Source organism: Cereibacter sphaeroides 2.4.1 (assembly GCF_000012905.2).
Taxonomy (GTDB): domain Bacteria; phylum Pseudomonadota; class Alphaproteobacteria; order Rhodobacterales; family Rhodobacteraceae; genus Cereibacter_A; species Cereibacter_A sphaeroides.
This window is the reverse complement of sequence record NC_007493.2, coordinates 333,640-351,307: the sequence shown is the minus strand read 5'-3', so window position 1 is coordinate 351,307 and position 17,668 is coordinate 333,640. Positions and strand designations below refer to the sequence as shown.

At 69.4% G+C, this 17,668-nt stretch carries 17 protein-coding genes; 8 read left to right on the top strand and 9 right to left on the bottom strand.

Features of this window, described 5'->3' with window-relative positions; all coding sequences use genetic code 11:
* Positions 1 to 117 precede the first annotated feature (117 nt).
* Positions 118 to 855 carry an N-formylglutamate amidohydrolase gene (locus RSP_RS01785; RefSeq protein ID WP_011336968.1) on the bottom strand — a complete coding sequence of 246 codons (738 nt, stop codon included), beginning with the start codon at positions 853 to 855 and terminating at the stop codon, positions 118 to 120.
* A gap of 140 nt (positions 856 to 995) precedes the next feature.
* On the opposite strand from RSP_RS01785, the gene pyk reads away from it, so the two are divergent.
* The 5 genes from pyk (at position 996) to RSP_RS01760 (ending at position 5,169) form a co-directional block, all read left to right on the top strand.
* Complete coding sequence (gene pyk, locus RSP_RS01780) at positions 996 to 2,441, top strand: pyruvate kinase (RefSeq protein WP_002722594.1); 1,446 nt, start codon at positions 996 to 998, stop codon at positions 2,439 to 2,441.
* Between the two features lie 115 nt (positions 2,442 to 2,556).
* Positions 2,557 to 2,757, top strand: a complete 201-nt coding sequence (rpmI, locus tag RSP_RS01775) for a 50S ribosomal protein L35 (protein WP_002722593.1) — start codon at positions 2,557 to 2,559, stop codon at positions 2,755 to 2,757.
* 12 nt (positions 2,758 to 2,769) lie between these two features.
* A complete protein-coding gene (rplT, locus tag RSP_RS01770; protein ID WP_002722591.1) occupies positions 2,770 to 3,132 on the top strand; it encodes a 50S ribosomal protein L20 in 363 nt (120 codons plus the stop codon).
* 204 nt (positions 3,133 to 3,336) lie between these two features.
* A complete protein-coding gene (pheS, locus tag RSP_RS01765; protein WP_002722590.1) occupies positions 3,337 to 4,419 on the top strand; it encodes a phenylalanine--tRNA ligase subunit alpha in 1,083 nt (360 codons plus the stop codon).
* A 33-nt stretch (positions 4,420 to 4,452) separates the two neighbouring features.
* Positions 4,453 to 5,169: a hypothetical protein gene (locus tag RSP_RS01760; protein WP_011336967.1), complete on the top strand. Its 717-nt coding sequence runs from the start codon at positions 4,453 to 4,455 to the stop codon at positions 5,167 to 5,169.
* Positions 5,170 to 5,211: 42 nt separating this feature from the next.
* Here the strand turns inward: RSP_RS01760 and RSP_RS01755 are convergent, their stop codons facing one another.
* A complete protein-coding gene (locus RSP_RS01755) occupies positions 5,212 to 5,433 on the bottom strand; it encodes a hypothetical protein (RefSeq protein ID WP_017140057.1) in 222 nt (73 codons plus the stop codon).
* 125 nt (positions 5,434 to 5,558) lie between these two features.
* Here RSP_RS01755 and pheT point away from each other — a divergent pair, with 125 nt between their 5' ends.
* Positions 5,559 to 7,976 (top strand): phenylalanine--tRNA ligase subunit beta, encoded by a 2,418-nt coding sequence (gene pheT / locus RSP_RS01750; protein WP_011336966.1) that lies wholly within the window; start codon positions 5,559 to 5,561, stop codon positions 7,974 to 7,976.
* Positions 7,977 to 8,086: 110 nt separating this feature from the next.
* On the opposite strand, the gene RSP_RS01745 is transcribed toward pheT, so the two are convergent.
* Both RSP_RS01745 and RSP_RS01740 read right to left on the bottom strand, forming a co-directional pair.
* Positions 8,087 to 8,743: a DUF1523 family protein gene (locus tag RSP_RS01745; protein ID WP_009563682.1), complete on the bottom strand. Its 657-nt coding sequence runs from the start codon at positions 8,741 to 8,743 to the stop codon at positions 8,087 to 8,089.
* A 7-nt stretch (positions 8,744 to 8,750) separates the two neighbouring features.
* Entirely contained in the window at positions 8,751 to 9,020 is a 270-nt protein-coding gene (locus RSP_RS01740; protein WP_002722578.1) for a hypothetical protein, read from the bottom strand.
* 131 nt (positions 9,021 to 9,151) lie between these two features.
* Here RSP_RS01740 and RSP_RS01735 point away from each other — a divergent pair, with 131 nt between their 5' ends.
* A complete protein-coding gene (locus RSP_RS01735; RefSeq protein WP_029534495.1) occupies positions 9,152 to 10,423 on the top strand; it encodes an acetylornithine deacetylase/succinyl-diaminopimelate desuccinylase family protein in 1,272 nt (423 codons plus the stop codon).
* A 98-nt stretch (positions 10,424 to 10,521) separates the two neighbouring features.
* Here the strand turns inward: RSP_RS01735 and panC are convergent, their stop codons facing one another.
* Both panC and panB read right to left on the bottom strand, forming a co-directional pair.
* Positions 10,522 to 11,361: a pantoate--beta-alanine ligase gene (gene panC / locus RSP_RS01730; protein ID WP_011336964.1), complete on the bottom strand. Its 840-nt coding sequence runs from the start codon at positions 11,359 to 11,361 to the stop codon at positions 10,522 to 10,524.
* Positions 11,361 to 12,194: a 3-methyl-2-oxobutanoate hydroxymethyltransferase gene (gene panB / locus RSP_RS01725; RefSeq protein ID WP_009563678.1), complete on the bottom strand. Its 834-nt coding sequence runs from the start codon at positions 12,192 to 12,194 to the stop codon at positions 11,361 to 11,363. The genes panC and panB overlap by 1 nt, the downstream gene beginning before the upstream one ends.
* Positions 12,195 to 12,358: 164 nt before the next feature.
* Between panB and RSP_RS01720 the strand changes: the two genes are divergently transcribed.
* A complete protein-coding gene (locus tag RSP_RS01720) occupies positions 12,359 to 12,700 on the top strand; it encodes a cupin domain-containing protein (protein ID WP_011336963.1) in 342 nt (113 codons plus the stop codon).
* 45 nt (positions 12,701 to 12,745) lie between these two features.
* Here the strand turns inward: RSP_RS01720 and RSP_RS01715 are convergent, their stop codons facing one another.
* From RSP_RS01715 to RSP_RS01705, 3 genes are all read right to left on the bottom strand, one after another.
* Entirely contained in the window at positions 12,746 to 13,555 is an 810-nt protein-coding gene (locus RSP_RS01715) for a L,D-transpeptidase (protein WP_011336962.1), read from the bottom strand.
* 378 nt (positions 13,556 to 13,933) lie between these two features.
* On the bottom strand, positions 13,934 to 16,105 hold the full coding sequence (locus tag RSP_RS01710; RefSeq protein ID WP_011336961.1) for an esterase-like activity of phytase family protein: 2,172 nt from the start codon (positions 16,103 to 16,105) through the stop codon (positions 13,934 to 13,936).
* Between the two features lie 256 nt (positions 16,106 to 16,361).
* Positions 16,362 to 17,567 (bottom strand): M24 family metallopeptidase, encoded by a 1,206-nt coding sequence (locus RSP_RS01705; RefSeq protein WP_011336960.1) that lies wholly within the window; start codon positions 17,565 to 17,567, stop codon positions 16,362 to 16,364.
* Between the last annotated feature and the right edge of the window lie 101 nt (positions 17,568 to 17,668).

Genomic DNA, 17,668 nt, shown 5'->3' with positions numbered 1-17,668 from the left:
TCGAGACGGTGCCGTCCACGATTGCCGGAGTTCGTCGTGCACAGGCCGAAGCCGCCGAGGCAGGACGAGCCGTGCACCGCAATAGGTGCGGCGCCCCCGACAGGCCGCGGCCGGTTCTCAGTCCGGCAGCGCCGCCAGCACTTCCTCGAGGATCGGCGCAAGACGCTCGGCCCAGGCCGTCTGCTGCCCCTCCTCGCGGATCAGGTCGTGGCGCAGCTCGATCAGCGTGTTCAGCCGGTCGCGTTGCAGCGCGTGCCGGTCGATGGAATCCCCCGGCAGATGACCGAGGTAGGGCTGGTTGTCGCCCACGCAGAGATCGGGCTCTCCCTGAAGCCTCTCGATCAGCGCGCGGCTGAAGCGGTCGTTCAGCGGCGAATGGAGGATGCCCACATGCCAGGGCCGCGGCGGGCGCCCCAGCAGCTGCGGGGTGAAGGAGTGGATCGCCACGATCACCGTATCCGCCCGCCGCGCCGCCAGCCGCGCCAGCGCCGCATGATAGGGTCGGTGGAGCGTCTCGAGCCGCCGCTCAACCTCGGCCGCATCGACATGCCGGTTCGCGGGAATGATCGTCCCGTCATAGAGCCGCATCACCAGCGTGGGGTCCTTCTCGCCCCGGTTCGGATCGATCACCAGCCGCGAGAAGGTCGAGAGCACGCAGGGTCCGTCGAGCCGATCCGCCAGCGCCCGCGCCAGCCCCGCAGCCCCCACGTCATAGGCGATGTGGCGGCCCATCTCGGCCGCAGGCAGGCCCAGATCGCCGCCCGCCACCTCGGGCGGCACCCTGTTGGAGGCATGGTCGCAGGTCACGAGCCAGCGCGAGGGGCGGTCCGCTCCCACGATCTCGAAGGCGGTCATCCGGGTCTCCGTCACATCCCTGTCAGGGGTCCGGTTTAGGACGCATCGTAGAAAAGCGCCAGTTGCCGTGCCGCGGGCTTTGGGCCATAGAGGGACCGGCCCACCACGACATCGATGGAACGACAAGGAAACGAGGCAGGATGAGACGCCTTCGCAATGTAAAGATCGTGGCCACCCTGGGGCCGGCCTCCAACGACTATGCCACCATCCGCGCGCTGTTCGAAGCGGGTGCGGACGTGTTCCGGCTCAACATGAGCCACGGATCGCATGACGACATCCGGGCGCGCCACCAGATGCTGCGCCAGATCGAGGCCGACACCGGGACTCCGGTCTGCATCCTCGCCGACCTGCAGGGGCCGAAGCTCCGCGTCGGCACCTTCGCCAACGGCTCCGAAGAGCTGGTCGAGCGCGGCCGCTTCCGGCTCGACCTCGACCCCGCGCCGGGCACCGCCGAGCGCGTGAACCTGCCCCACCCCGAGATCTTCGCGGCGCTCGAGCCGGGATCGTCGCTCCTCGTCAACGACGGCAAGATCCGCCTCGAGGTGGCCGACTGCGGCCCGGACTTCGCCGACTGCATCGTGACGGTGGGCGGCACGATCTCGAACCGCAAGGGCGTGAACGTGCCCGACGTGGTTCTGCCCCTCGCCGCCCTCTCCGAGAAGGACCGCCGCGACCTCGAATTCGTCTGCGAACTCGGCGTGGACTGGCTCGCCCTCTCCTTCGTGCAGCGCCCCGAGGATGTGGAAGAGGCGCGCAGCCTCGCCCGCGGCCGGGCGGCGATCCTGTCGAAGATCGAGAAGCCCGCGGCCGTGAAGGCCTATGACGCGATCCTCGCCGTCTCCGACGGGATCATGGTGGCGCGCGGCGACCTCGGGGTCGAACTGCCCGTTCAGGCGGTGCCGCCGATCCAGAAGCGCCTCGTGCGCGGCGCCCGTGCGGCGGCGAAGCCCGTGATCGTGGCCACCCAGATGCTCGAGTCGATGATCGACTCGCCCATGCCCACCCGCGCCGAGGTCTCGGACGTGGCGACCGCCATCTACGAGGGCGCCGACGCGGTCATGCTCTCGGCCGAATCTGCCGCGGGCTCCTACCCGATCGAAGCCGTGATGACGATGAACAACACGGCCATCTCGGTCGAGAGCGATCCCGTCTACCGCGACATCATCGAGGCCTCGCGCGCAGCCAAGCGCGCCTCGGTCGCCGATGCCATCGTGGCGGCCGCGCGCGAGATCGCCGAGACGACGCCGATCAAGGCCATCTGCTGCTTCACCCAGACCGGCAAGACCGTGTCGCTGGTGGCGCGCGAGCGGCCGCGCGTGCCGATCCTCGCGCTGACACCGCTGGTCGAGACCGCGCGGCGTCTGTCGCTCACCTGGGGGACGCACTGCGTCGTCACCGCGCCGCAGGAGCGGTTCAAGGGCGCAGTCATCTGCGCCGCGCGGGCGGCACTGTCCGACGGGTTCGCGCAGGAGCACGAGCAGATCGCCGTGGTCGCGGGCGTGCCCTTCAACGTGCGCGGCACCACGAACATCCTGCGCGTCGCCCCCTGCGACGAGCGGCTGATCTACAGCGGCGATCCGGAATAGGCTTTCCGCTTGCACCCGGGGCCGCTCCCCGTTATGGGAGCGGCCTTCAAACCCGCACGGCCGGCCGGAGAGGCATGCCGAGTCGTGCTTGACCCACTCGAAAGAGGAGATGGAAATGCCCAAGATGAAGACCAAGTCCGCGGCGAAGAAGCGCTTCAGCTTCACCGCCACCGGCAAGGTGAAGGCCGGCCCCGCCGGCAAGCGCCACGGCATGATCAAACGCTCGACGAAGTTCATCCGCGACGTGACCGGGACCATGATCCTGTCCGACGCGGACGCGAAGATCGTCAAGAAATACATGCCCTACGACCGGTAAGGAGAGCTTCACATGTCCCGCGTCAAGTCCGGCAAGGTCACGCACGCCCGCCACCGCAAGGTCATCAAGCAGGCGAAGGGCTACTACGCCGCCCGCTCCACGAACTTCCGCACCGCGACCCAGGCCGTCGACAAGGCCAACCAGTATGCAACCCGCGACCGCAAGGCCCGCAAGCGCAACTTCCGCGCGCTCTGGATCCAGCGGATCAACGCGGCCGTCCGGCTGTTCGACATCGAGATGACCTACTCGCGCTTCATCAACGGCCTGTCGAAAGCCGGCATCGAGGTGGACCGCAAGGTGCTGGCCGATCTCGCCGTGCACGAGCCGGAAGCGTTCAACGCGATCGCCGCGCAGGCCAAGGCCGCGCTGGCCTGAGGCCTCCGACCGCTTCAGGGCAGGCCCCGCACCCGTCCGGGTGGCGGGGCCTTCTCATGTCCGGGGCCCTGTCCCGGCCGTCCAGGCCGAGGTCACCACGCATCTGCCTCGGGCAGCCTCTGCCGGGCCGGCCGCCGGGCGGCGGCGCTCTGGACAAAGCGGCCCTCTGCCGGTAGCACCCGCTCACCTGCATCGGAGGCTGACATGACCGCGCTCGACACGCTCAGAGGCAAATATATCGAGGCCATCTCCAGCGCCGCCGACGAGGCCGCGCTCGAGGAAGTCCGGCTGGCAGCCCTGGGCAAGAAGGGCGAGATCAGCCTGAAGATGCGCGAACTGGGCCAGATGTCGCCCGAGGAGCGCCAGACCACCGGCGCCGCGCTGAACCGGCTGCGCGACGAGATCGACGCGAGCCTGCGCGCCCGCAAGCAGGGGCTGGCCGATGCGGCGCTCGATGCGCGGCTGAAGACCGAATGGCTCGACGTGACCCTGCCCGGCCGGCCGCGGCGGGCGGGCACCATCCATCCGGTGAGCCAGGTCATGGCCGAACTGACCGCGATCTTCGCCGACATGGGCTTCGCCGTGGCGGAAGGCCCGCAGGTCGAGAGCGACTGGTTCAACTTCGATGCCCTGAACATCCCGCCCGAGCACCCGGCCCGGCAGGAGCACGACACCTTCTTCATGGCGCGCGCCGAGGGCGACGACCGCCCGCCGCACGTCCTGCGCACCCATACGTCGCCGGTGCAGATCCGGGCCATGCAGGCGCAGGGCGCGCCGATCCGGGTGATCGCGCCCGGCCGCGTCTATCGCATGGACATGGACCAGACCCACACGCCGATGTTCCATCAGGTCGAAGGCCTCGCCATCGACCGCGATATCTCGATGGCCAATCTCAAATGGGTGCTCGAGGAATTCTGCCGCGCCTTCTTCGAGGTGCCTTCGGTCGAGCTGCGCTTCCGCGCCTCGCACTTCCCCTTCACCGAGCCCTCGGCCGAGGTCGATATCCGCTGCTCGTGGGAGGGCGGCCAGCTCAGGATCGGCGAGGGCGACGGCTGGCTCGAGATTCTCGGCTCGGGCATGGTGCATCCGAAGGTGCTGGCCGCGGCCGGTGTGAACCCCGACGAGTGGCAGGGCTTCGCCTTCGGCATGGGGATCGACCGGATCGCCATGCTGAAATACGGCATCCCGGACCTGCGCGCCTTCTTCGAAAGCGACCTGCGCTGGCTGCGTCACTATGGCTTTGCCGCTCTGGACATGCCCGATCTGGCCGGGGGCCTCTCGCGCTGATACCTTGACCGGATCTTGGTAAAGGGTCCGGTCATGGTTAGCGTGCACAACATCGTCACCATCCAGAACGTCATCGCGGCGACCCTCGTCGTCTGGTATTTCGCCGCGGTCTATTATCTCGAGCTGCGCCGTCAGTTCCGCTATCCCGAATATCCGGCCGCAAGGCTCTATCCGATGTGGCGGAAGCGGTTCCAGCTCTACGGCCAGCTTCAGGCCAATGCGGCCGGCAATGTCACCGAGCGCAGCCCGGAAGCACAGGAGGTGCTGCAGTCCTTCCTCCGCAAGGTCGAGGTGCGCAGCGCGACGCTGGTGGCCCTCTGGGCCGTGCTGCTCGGGGCGGACCTCATGCTCGCCTTTTCGATCCCCACCTGGCAACCGGGGCGGCTGCTGCTGATCGGGCTCGCCGTCTGCTGCCTGCCCTTCGTGCTGCGGCTGGGCTTCGGCCTGTCGCAGGTGGATCAGATCGCGGCGCATCGCGTGCTGACGAACGCCACCGACGATGCCACCGCCGCACGGCGGTTGCAGGACCAGCTGATCGAGGATCTCTACCGCAAGGAGCTGGCCTTCCGCTTCTCGGCGCAGGGCTTCCGCATGATGCTGCTGGTGCTCGCCATGCTGACGGTGGGCTATCTGTCCACCTACATCGACTGGGCCGCGGTGCGCGCGCAGCTGCCGGAGCTGACGCTGCCGCGCCTCTCGCTGCCCGAGCTGAGCCTGCCCGCCCTGTCGCTGCCGAAGTTCGGCTTCTGAGCCGCGGCTCCGGGCGTCCGCGCCCGGAGCACCACCCCTGCCTCAGGGCGCCGCGGGCGCGGGCCCCGTCCGCCAGGGACAGGGCCGCGGCCGCACCGGACGAGGGGTAGCCGCACCCGCCGGAGGCGGAGGCGGCGTGATCTGGACGGCTTCGCCCGAGGCGGCGAGGGTCAGTCCGAGCGGCGCAATGAGGGCCGCGAGAAGGCAGAGCCGCAGAAGCAGGAAGAGACGGCGGCCCGTGCGGGGGATGAGATCGAGGTCCATGCCTCAGCCTCGCCCGAAAAGCTGGAGAAAGGGTTGACGGCCGCGGCCCGCGCAGGCGCCGCGGCCTTTCCCTTCCCGCCCGTTTGCGCTAAGGCCCGAACCGCAACAATTCCGAGGGGCGCCCGATGAAATTCACCCTGTCCTGGCTGAAGGATCACCTCGAGACCGAGGCCCCGCTCGACGAGATCGTGACCGCGCTGACCGACCTCGGCCATGAGGTCGAGGGGGTGGAGGATCCGGTCAAGGTGCTGGGCGCCTTCCGCATCTGCCGCGTGATCGAGGCCCAGCCGCATCCGAATGCGGACCGGCTGCGGCTCTGCCGCGTGGCGACCTGGCCCAACGGCCCCGACGCGCCCTCCGAGGAGGTGCAGGTGGTCTGCGGCGCGCCCAACGCCCGCACCGGCCTCGTGGGGGTCTTCGCCCCGGTGGGCACCCATGTCCCCGGCACCGGCGTCGACCTCAAGCCCGGCGTGATCCGCGGCGTCGAATCGAACGGGATGCTCTGCTCGGAGCGCGAGCTGATGCTGTCGGACGATCACGACGGGATCATCGACCTGCCCGAGGATGCGCCGATGGGGATGCGCTTCATCGACTACAAGGGCGTGAACGACCCCACGATCGAAGTGAAGATCACCCCGAACCGCCCCGACGGTCTGGGCGTGCGCGGCCTTGCGCGCGATCTGGCCGCCCGCGGCCTCGGCCGGCTGAAACCCCTGCCCGTCGAGCCGGTGCCGGGCCTCTTCCCCTCGCCGGTCTCGGTGACGATCGAGGCGGCGCTGAAGGAGAAGGGCTGCCCGCTCTTCGCCGGTCGCACCATCCGCGGCGTGAAGAACGGCCCCTCGCCCGACTGGCTGCAGGCGCGCCTGCGCAGCGTGGGGCTGCGGCCGATCTCGGCGCTGGTGGATATCACCAACTATTTCACCATCGGGCTGAACCGGCCGCTCCATGTCTTCGATGTGGCCAAGATCACGGGCGGCCTGCGCATCCATGCCGCAGAGGGCGGCGAGGAGCTGCTGGCCCTCGACGGCAAGACCTACAAGCTGCGGCCGGGCCAGATGCTGATCTCGGACGATGCCCAGCCGGAGTCGCTCGCGGGCATCATGGGTGGTGAACTCTCGGGCTGCACCGAGGAGACGACCGACGTCTTCCTCGAGAGCGCCTACTGGGATCCGATCACCATTGCCGCCACGGGGCGCGCACTGAAGATCGTCTCGGACGCGCGTTACCGTTTCGAGCGCGGCGTGGATCCGGCCTTCACCCTGCCGGGGCTGGAGCTGGCCACCCGGATGATCCTCGATCTCTGCGGCGGCGAAGCCTCGGAGGTGGTGATGGACGGCGCGGTGCCGGACACGTCCCGCGCCTACCGCTTCGATCCGAAGCGCGTGGTGAGCCTCGTCGGCATGGAGATCCCCGAGGCCGAACAGCGCACCACGCTCGAGGCGCTCGGCTTCACGCTCGAGGGCGAGCTGGCCGCGCCGCCCTCCTGGCGGCCGGACGTGCAGGGCGAAGCGGATCTGGTGGAAGAGATCGCCCGGGTCGCCTCGCTGACGAAGCTTCAGGGCAAGCCCCTGCCCCGCGCGCAGGCGGGCGTGCCGAAGCCGATCCTGACGCCCCTGCAGGTGCGCGAGCAGGCGGCGCGGCGGACGCTGGCGGCGCTCGGCTACAATGAATGCGTGACCTACAGCTTCATCGACGAAGCGGCGGCGAAGCTCTTCGGCGGCGGCTCCGAGGCGGTGCGGGTCGAGAACCCGATCTCCTCCGAGATGACCCACCTGCGCCCCGACCTGCTGCCGGGCCTGCTGCGCGCGGCGGCCCGCAATCAGGCGCGCGGCTTCGCCGACATGGCGCTCTGCGAGATCGGGCCGGTCTTCGCGGGCGGCGAACCGGGCGAGCAGCAGCTGCAGGCGACGGGCCTTCTCGTCGGCGCGTCGGCGCCGCGGGACCCGTTCGGCTCGCGCCGCCCGGTCGATGTCTATGACGCCAAGGCCGATGCCGAGGCGGTGCTGGCGGCCGTCGGCGCTCCGGCGAAGATGCAGATCAGCCGCAAGGTGCCGGGCTGGTGGCATCCCGGCCGCTCGGGCGCCGTGGGCCTCGGGCCGAACCTGCTCGCGACCTTCGGCGAGGTTCATCCGAAGATCCTGCGCGAGATGGATGTGAAGGGGCCTGCGGTGGCCTTCACGATCCTCGTGGCCAATGTGCCGCTGCCGAAGGTCAAGACGCCCACCCGGCCCGCGCTGAAACTGTCGGATCTGCAGGCGGTCGAGCGCGACTTCGCCTTCGTGGTGGATGCCTCGGTCGAGGCGCTGACGCTGGTGAATGCAGCTCAGGGCGCGGACAAGGCGCTGATCGAGAGCGTGCGGGTCTTCGACCAGTTCTCGGGCGACAAGGCCGAGGCGCAGATGGGGGCGGGCAAGAAGTCGCTCGCGCTGACGGTGCGGCTGCAGCCGACCGACAGGACGCTGACCGACAAGGACATCGAGGCCGTCTCGGCGAAGATCGTCGAGAAGGTGGCGAAGGCGACCGGAGCCACACTCCGCGGCTGAAGCCCCCTCCGCAGACGAAGGCGCCGGAGTCCGCGGGGACTCCGGCGCCTTTCCTTTCGGGTCCGCCCGGCGGGAACAACCGGGGCGAGGAGACCGTGCTGCTGCCGCTCTCAGCTCCGCAGCGAGCGCATCCAGGCCTTGAAGCGGCCCACATTGGTGCGGGTGCGCTTGCGGGCCAGGCCCGACTCGCGGTCCCAGGCATCGCCCATGTCCTCGAGCGCCGGGTCGATAGTGCGCTCGCGGAACTGCATCCACATGCCGCGGGCAAGGATGGCAAGCCCGCCCAGCGCCACGAAGAAGAAGATGTTGAACCACGGGATCACGGTGACCTCGGGGCTTGCGACCTCGCGCAGCTTCACCGCGTTCGGGAAAGTGGTGAAAAGCTGGTTGCGCCAGCCGTAGCGCGTGACCACCACCCATTTCGGCTCGGCCTCGGTCGAGGTGAGGTCGGTCGCCTTCGCCTGAATGTCGAAGCTGTTCACCTTGAAGTAAGGCGGCCAGCCCCAGCCGGTATCCTCGTTGCGATAGACGATTGTCTTGCCGTTCGGACGCACGGCGTTGATGAACTTGATATCGCGGTTGCCCGCCGTGGCGGTGTTGGTCCCCGCATCGGGCGACGCGAAGAAGAAGGCGTTCTCGCCCAGATCCATCCGCTGCGTGTTGGTGCCCACGATCCGCACCACGTCATGACGGGGCAGGGTGTAGTGCAGGAAGGAAATCACCAGAAGCGCCGCAACCGCTGGAACCGTCCACTTCAGATAACGCATAACTACCTCACGGGTTATTCAAGGTCCAGAACACGGCCGCAAAGATGATGGCCGGCACGATGTAGACGAGCAGGATCAGCTTCTTGCGCAGGCTGTGCTCGTAGTCCCTCATGCCAGCTTCGATATAGGCTTCGCGCGGGCCGTCGCCATGGCCCTCGTCATATTCGTTCTCCAGCGCCTCGCGGCGGAGGGACCGGGCGTAGATCCGGATGAGCACATAGAGGATCGTGAGCAGTACGAAGCCCACCAGCGCAAGTTTCAGAAATCCGAGGATCATTCTTGCCGTCTCCCTTCCGTTGGCGGCCCCGGCGGACCGTTGCGCCGTTGTAGCGCAGGACGCAAAGTCGCGGTATCGGGCACATGGCCGCGCTGTTGCCCTCGGGGGGCCGGTCGGGGCAGTCTGGCGGGATGGATGACCGCCGCCTCATCGCCGAAGTCGAGGCCCGCCGCGCCGATCTGGTGGCGCTGACGCAGGATCTCGTGCGCATTCCCACACTGAACCCGCCGGGGCGGAACTACCGCGCGCTCTGCGACATGCTGGCGGCCCGTCTCGCGCCGCAGTTCGAGGTCGAGCTGGTGCGGGCCCACGGCGCGCCCGGCGATTCCGAGACCTATCCGCGCTGGAACCTGATCGCCCGGCGGCAGGGCGCGCGGGACGGCGACTGCGTGCATTTCAACTCGCATCACGACGTGGTCGAGGTGGGCCACGGCTGGACGCGCGACCCGTTCGGGGCCGAGGTCGAGGGCGACCGGCTCTACGGACGCGGCGCCTGCGACATGAAGGGCGGTCTCGCGGCCTCGGTGATCGCGGCCGAGGCCTTCCTTGCCGTCTGCCCGGATTTCGCCGGCAGCATCGAGATCTCGGCCACCGCCGACGAGGAGTCGGGCGGCTTCGGCGGCGTGGCCTATCTGGCCCGGCAGGGCCGTTTCGCCCATGTCCAGCATGTGCTGATCCCCGAACCCTTGCACAAGGACCGGATCTGCCTCGGCCATCGCGGCGTCTGGTGGGCCGAGGTCGAGACGCAGGGGCGCATCGCCCATGGCTCGATGCCCTTCCTCGGCGACAGCGCGATCCGGCACATGGGCGCGCTTCTGGCCGAGATCGAGGAGCGGCTCTATCCGCTTTTGGCCACTCGCACCACCGCCATGCCGGTGACGCCCGAGGGGGCGCGGCAATCCACGCTCAACATCAATTCGATCCACGGCGGCGAGCCCGAGCCCGAGCCGGGCTACACCGGCCTGCCCGCGCCCTGCGTGGCCGACCGCTGCCGCATCGTGATCGACCGCCGCTTCCTGATCGAGGAGGATCTGGACGAGGTGAAGGCCGAGCTGCGCGCCCTGGCCGAGCGGCTGGCCGAGGCGCGGCCGGGCTTCGCCTTCGAGATCCGCGACCTGTTCGAGGTGCGCCCCACCCTCACCGACCGCGACGCGCCGGTGGTGCGCTCGACCGCCGCCGCCATCGAGCGCGTTCTGGCGCGGCAGGCGGAATATGTGGTCTCGCCCGGCACCTACGATCAGAAGCACATCGACCGGATCGGCAAGCTGAAGAACTGCATCGCCTATGGGCCGGGGCTGCTGCATCTGGCGCACCAGCCGGACGAATGGGTGGGCATCGCGGACATGGTCGACAGCGCGAAGGTCATGGCGCTGGTGCTGGCGGATCTGCTCGCCCCCGAGTGACGGGCGGGGGCGGCAATGAGCCCGGCGGCCAGAGAAAGCGCGTTGGAAGCGGCTGCCGGGGGCGAGATCCCTAGATGCGTCGGCCGCCCGACAGGGTCTCAGACGGGAATATTGTCGATCAGCCGCACGCCATCGAGGGTCGCCGCAGCGAGGAGCCGGCCCTCGCCCTGAAGCCGCTCCATCGGCAGGAGAAGGTCGGCCGTGCGCAGCTCGAGATAATCCACCGTCTCGAAGCCCGCGGCCAGCACCGCCGCGCGGGCCTCGGCAAGCGCCTCGGGGATGGCCCGGCCCCCGCGCATCGCTTCGGCGGCAGCCTGCATCGCACGCACCAGCGCCGGTGCCCGGGCCCGCCCCTCGACCGACAGGCGCCGGTTGCGGGACGAGAGCGCCAGCCCGTCGGCCTCGCGCACGGTGGCGCAGCCCTCGATCGTGACGGGAATGTTCAGATCCGCCACCAGCCGCTGCACGACCATCAGCTGCTGCCAGTCCTTCTCGCCGAAGAAGGCGCGATCCGCCCGCGTCATGCCGAAGAGCTTCGCGACCACCGTCGCCACCCCGTCGAAATGACCCGGCCGGTGCGCGCCTTCGAGCGGCTCGCTCACGCCCGAGACCGAGACATTGGTGGCGAAGCCCCGCGGATAGACCTCCTCCGGTCCGGGCGCGAAGACCGCATCGACCCCCACGGAGGCCAGAAGCGCCGCGTCCTGCGCCTCTGTCCGGGGATATTTCTCAAGATCCGCGGGATTGTTGAATTGCCTGGGGTTCACGAAGATCGTGACGATCACGCGGTCGCAGGCGGCCCGGGCGCGGCGGGCGAGGCTCAAATGCCCCTCGTGCAGCGCGCCCATGGTGGGAACGACCCCCACCGTCTCGCCCGCGGCCTTCCAGTCCGAGACCCGGGCGCGCAGCTCGGCCACCGTCCGAAGGACCGGAGGCATCACTGCGCCTTTCCCTTCAGCTCGTCGGCGAAGACATGTTCGGGTGCGGGGAAGCGCCGGGCCCGGACCTCGGCCGCATAAGTGGCGATGGCCTCGTCGGCGGAGGCGCCGAGCTCGCCGTACCGCTTGACGAACTTCGGCCGGAAGTCGGCGAAGAGCCCCAGCATGTCGTCGAGCACCAGCACCTGCCCATCGCAGTGGGCCGAGGCCCCGATGCCGATGGTGGGGATCGCGATGCGCTGGGTGATGCGCTGCGACAGTCCGTCCGGCACCTTCTCGAGCACGACCGAGAAGGCCCCGGCCTCGGCCACGGCGATGGCATCCTCCATCACCCGCTCGGCATCGGCGCCGCGGCCCTGCACCTTGTAGCCGCCGAGCGCATTCACCGCCTGCGGCGTGAGCCCGATATGGGCCATGACCGGCACGCCGCGCGCGACGAGGAAGCGGATCGTTTCGGCCATGTGCTGGCCGCCCTCGAGCTTCACCGCGGCGCAGCCCGTCTCGGCCATCAGGCGGCGCGCATTGGCGAAGGCCTGCGCGGGGCTCTCCTCGTAGCTGCCGAAGGGCATGTCGACCACCAGCATCGAGCGCGAGGTGCCGCGCGCCACCGCCTGCCCGTGCAGGATCATCATCTCCATGGTCACGCCGAGCGTGGTGGGCAGGCCGTGAACCACCATGCCGAGGCTGTCGCCCACCAGCGTGAGGTCGCAGTGCGCATCCACCAGCCGCGCCATGGGCGTGGTGTAGGCGGTCAGGCAGACGATGGGCTCGCCCCCCTTCCGCGCCAGGATGTCGGCCGCCATGACCGGGCGGACGGGACTGTTCACGCTCATAGCTGCTCTCCCCCAGAGGAACCGTCGGAACCGGGTATAAAGGCCAACGGCGCGAAGGACCAGAAGGCAAGTGTCCGTGCGGACGTGGCTTCTTGCCCGGCCGCTTCCTCTTGACTGTTCTGCGGGGGCCCCGATGCTGGCCCCCTGCCCCCGAGGAGAGAGACATGAGCCACCTGATCCGCCTGAGCCGCGAGGCCGTTGCCCCCGAGATCGAGCGCCCCGCCCCCGACCGGCTGATCGCGGGCGATCCGGTCCATACGACCTGGAACCTCGAGGAGCGCGACGGCCTCTTCTGCGGCATCTGGCAATCGACGCCGGGCAAGTGGCGCGTGCGCTACGAGGAATGGGAATATATCCGCATCCTCGAGGGACACTCGATCCTGACCTCGGCCGCGGGCGAGGCGGTGACGCTGCGGGCGGGCGACAGCTGGATCATCCGGCCCGGCTTCGAGGGCACCTGGGAAGTGATCGAGACGACGGTCAAGGATTACGTCATCCGTCTCTGACCTGTCTGCGCGCACCGGCTGCCCGGCGCGCGCGGCAGCGGCGCCTCAGCGCGTCTGGGCCGGCACGCCCGACAGAAGGATGCGCTCCTCCTCGGTCAGCGGCTCGGCCGGGCCCGGCGCGATGCGGCCGTAGCGGTCGTCGTGGAACTGCCCCTCGAGCGCGAGCGACTCCGCCTCGGTGCGGACCTTGACCGGGGTGCCGAGGTTCACGCGACCGTAGAGGTCGATCGCATCCTGGTTGAACAGCCGGATGCAGCCCGCCGAGGTGGCGTGCCCGATGGAGGCATTCTGCACTGTGCCATGAATGCGGAACATCGTGTCCCGCCCGCCGCGGTAGAGATAGAGCGCCCGCGCGCCGAGCGGGTTCTGGAGCCCGCCGGGCAGGCCCGCCGCATAGGGCGCATACATCTCGGGCTGGGTGCGGATCATGTTGGCCGTGGGCTGCCATGAGGGCCACTCGCGCTTGCGCTGCACCTTGGCATTGCCGCGGAAGGCGAGGCCCGCCCGGCCGACGGCGATGGCATAGCGCATGGCGCGGCCCTCTTCCGTCACATAATAGAGCCGCCGCGCGAACGTATCGACGACGATGGTGCCCGGCTTCTCGGGGCCGTTGTAGGCCACCTCCTGCCGCACCGTGTCGGGCGTCAGATACCGCGTGGGCACCGGCTCGATGAAGAACTCGCCATCCTGGATGCCGGGATAGAGCGGATGCTCCTTCGGCGTCTCGGGGGCCGGCGCCTGCGCGCAGGCGGCGAGGAACGGTAGCAGCGCCATCAGCGCGTATGAGAGAATGCGGCTGGTCACGATCAATCCATCTGGAGGGGCGGGAAATCCGATCGATCGGACATGGCGCACGCGATCCCGTCAAGTCCCCCGGCGCAGGAAGGCCGCAACCGTGGCCCGTCGGGTCCACTTCCGACCCAATTTCGGCCCTCGCGCGGGAAAACAGGCGCGCTCCGGCCCCGAAGCGAGACCTTCTTCCCCGGGGACGGCCCCTCCCGATGGTCGGAGGTGACGCTTGTGCGACTCAACTGGCGGATGCGCGGGGAGCAGCTCGGTGGAGAACGGGGGCCACGCGGCCCGCTTTCTGCGAAGCGCGGGGCCGGACCCCGGCACGCCACCTGCGCCGGGCGGGCGAGGTCTGCCCCGAAGGGGACGGGAGGGGCGAGCATCCCCGCACGCGCCGCCAGTCCCGGAAGTGGCCCCCCGGCGCACCGGGGGGCCGTGTCAGGTTCATTCCGGAAGCTGATCCACGCTCCAGAACAGGGTCTCGCCCGAGGCATCGTCGGTGCCGTCATTGTCGGTGACGAAATAGCCCGTGCCCGCCGCATCGATGGCGAAGCCTTCGACCTTGTCGGGGACATAGCCGTTCAGCCGCTGAAGATCGGGCACCAGATCGCGGACGACCTCCTTCTTCACCAGCGGCAGCTCCGAGCCGAGCGGCGCGGGCTTCAGGTCCGACAGGGCCACGCGGGTCAGACGCTTCGCCGCCCCCGCGTCGGCCACCCGGTTGTCGCGCTCGATGAGCCAGGCCCAGTCGCCGTGGACGGTCAGCTCCGACAGCCCCATCCAGGCACCTTCCGCCGGCGCGTCGAGCGGGTAGCGCACGGCGCCCCAGCTTTCATCTCCGAGGTCGTAGGCCAGAAGCTTCACCTGCCCCTTCGGATCGTCCTTCCACTCGCGCTGCACGGCCATCCAGAGCACGTCGCCCACCTTCGCGATCCCCTCGAGGCCGAAGCGGGTCTCGCCCGCCAGAAGCTCGGCCGGAAACGGGATCTCCTCGTCGATCCGGCCCTTGCCGTCGACATGGTAGATCGCGTGGGGCACGAGCTTGGCACTGTTGCCCTCGGAGGCGAGCCAGAAGCCGCCCTCGCCATCGGTCGCGATCCCTTCGAGGTCGAGCTTCTGGGCGGGCTGGCCCATCCGCGTGACCGGGATCGCCTCCGTGATGCGCGCGGGGGTGGCGGTCGCGTCGATCCGGTAGATCGTGGGCGCCATCGAATAGACGCTGTCCGAGACGGCCCAGAGCTGACCCGGCGTCCGGGCGTCGGCGGCGAGCGCCGACAGGGCGCCCCAGCCGATGAGCGGGTCGCTGCCCTCGGAGGTGAGGGTGGGATAGGCCGCAGGGCCTTCGCCCCGCCGGTAGATCATCACATGGGCGGGCGCGCCGCCGTCCTCGCGCAGGTCGGCCTCGTTCGCGGTCACGAGGAGGTCGCGCCCGGGGATCGCCACCACGCCTTCCGGCGAGATGCCCGAAGGCAGGATCTGGAGGAGGCGCGGCGCCGACGGATCGGTCAGGTCGTAGACCGCCACCACCGAGGCGCGCTCGGAGGCCACGAACGCGAGGGGCGTGCCGCCGAAGCTCGCCACCTCGACCGACTCCACCTCGACCCCCTTCGACTTCGACCGGTGCTCGGGATAATGGCCGATGGCGGCGATGGCGCGCTCGAGGCTCGCGCCCGCCTCCCAGACCACCTGCCCGTCGCGCGAGAAGATCGTCCAGCCGCGCGCACCGCCGTTCCAGTCGCCCTCGTTGGCGGTGGCGAGATGGTCGGTGCCGATCCACTTGATCCCGTCGGGCTCGCGCAGGCGGCCCTCCTGACGGTCGGTGAAGGAGAGGCGGCCGTCCTTCTTCGTGTCGATCCCGTCGAGATCGACCGTGCCGGCCGGGAAATGGCTGATCGTGCCGTCGGCCGCGACGATCACCACCTCGTTGTTCTCCTGCAGCGTCACGGCAATGTCGCCGGCCTCGTTGACCGAGACGAACTCCGGCTCGGGATCCTCGGGCGCGATGGCGGCGAGGCCGGTCAGATCGATCCGCTCGAGGGCCGCGCAGTCGGCCCCCGCCTCGGTCAGCGGCAGCTTCACGAGGAATCCCGCGGGCATCTGCGGCAGGGCTCCGTCGTTCACCTCCTCGTCGCGCTCGTTCTCGATGGCGATGGCGAGGAACGAGCCGTCCGGCGCCTTGGCGACCGAGTCGGGCTGGCCGCCGAGATCGCAGGAGGCCACCTCCTTGCGGCTCTCGAGATCCACGGTCACGAGCTTGCCCGAGGGCGCCGTATAGCTCTCGGAGGTATTGACGGCGACATAGGCGCGCGCACCCGCGATCACGGCCGTGGTGGGCTCTCCGCCCATGGCGATAGTGCCGAGCGGCTTCGGCGCCTCGGGATCGGTGATGTCGATGAGGCCCACCACTCCCAGCGGGCTGTCGGTGTAGATCAGCGTCAGTCCGTCCTCGGACACCGAGACGATCTCGGCCGAAGTCGGGCGGCTCGTGTCCTCGCCCGCGGCCATGTTGGCGGTGGTGGCGAAGGTCGCGATGCGGTTGAAGCTGGTCTCTGCCAGCACCGGCGCGGCCGCGGCCAGCGCAAGGGCCGAGGTCATCCCGGCGAGTTTCATGGACATGGAGCATCCCTCTTGTCGTTCGGCCGAGGGATGGCCGCTTTGGATGAAGCCCGCATGACGGACGGATGACGGTTCTGCAACGCTCGGACTGCCGCCGTCGTGGAGGCCGACGCGGCAAGATCGACGGCGCACATGACGGCATGACGCGGCAGGCCGCCTGTGGTCCGGCCCGCCGCAGCCTGCGATGGGTCATGAGCTTGCAGGCGGACCGCACCGCCTGCGCGCGCGGCCCGCCCTGCCCCGGGCGAGAGCCCCCTCAGCCCACCACGTTGAAGCCGGGGCCGTAGGGATAGCCCGTGATGTTCTCGGGCCCCTTCTCGGTGATGACGAGGATGTCGTGCTCGCGGTAGCCGCCCGCGCCGGGCTGGCCTGCGCCGAGCGTCAGCATCGGCTCCATCGAGATCACCATGCCGGGCTCGAGCACCGTCTCGATATCCTCGCGCAGTTCCAGCCCCGCCTCGCGGCCGTAGTAGTGCGAGAGCAGGCCGAAGGAATGGCCGTAGCCGAAGGTGCGGTAGCGCAGGAGGTCGCGCTCTTCGAGGAAGGCGTTGAGCTTCGCCGTCACGTCGGCACAGGAGGCCCCCGGCTGAAGCAGCGAGATGCCATATTCATGGGCGGCGACATTCGCCTCCCAGATCTTCAGGCTGGCATCGTCCACCTCGCCCAGAAACAGCGTGCGTTCGAGCGCGGTGTAATAGCCCGAGATCATCGGAAAGCAGTTGAGCGAGAGGATGTCACCGCGCCGGAGCGCCCGGTTCGTCACCGGGTTGTGCGCACCGTCGGTGTTCGGGCCCGACTGGAACCAGACCCAGCTGTCGCGATATTCGGCCTCGGGGAAGCGGGCGGCGATCTCGCGCTCCATTGCGTCGCGCCCCGCCATGGCGATCTCGAGCTCGGTCGCGCCCTCGCGGATCGCGTCGCGGATGGCGTAACCGCCCACATCCGCCACCTGCGCGCCGTGTCGGATGAGCGCGATCTCTGCGGGAGATTTCAGCATCCGCTGCGCCATCGTGCCGGGGGCGATGTCCATGCCGCGCGAGGGCCTAAGGAAGGCGTTCAGCTTCTCGGCCTGCACCATGGTCAGATGGTCCGCTTCGCAGCCGATGGCCCGGCCCGTGCCGGTGACCTGCGCGACCGTCCGCCAGAAGTTGTCGCGCTGCCAGTCGGTGTAGGTGATGTTGTCGCCCACGCTCCGCCGCCAGGGCTGACCGGCATCGATGCCCGCACTGACCGTGACGCAGTCGGTGGGAGTGACCACACAGGCGTAGGGGCGGCCGAACGACAGGTAGAGGAAGCCGGAATAGTAGGCCACGTTGTGCATCGAGGTCAGCACGACCGCGTCGAGCGAATGCAGCTCCATCAGGTCGCGCAGGCCCTCGAGCCGGGCCTCGTATTCCTCGGGCGGGAAGGGCAGCGCGGCCTTCTCGCCATTGTGGAAACGGTAGTTTTCGGGACGTTCCATCTCGGACCTCATCGACTGGGGCCCGCTGAACGGGACCCCTCAGGAGTCCCGGCGTACAGGACGGACACGGGGTTGCCCCCGCCAGCACCGGAGGCGGACCT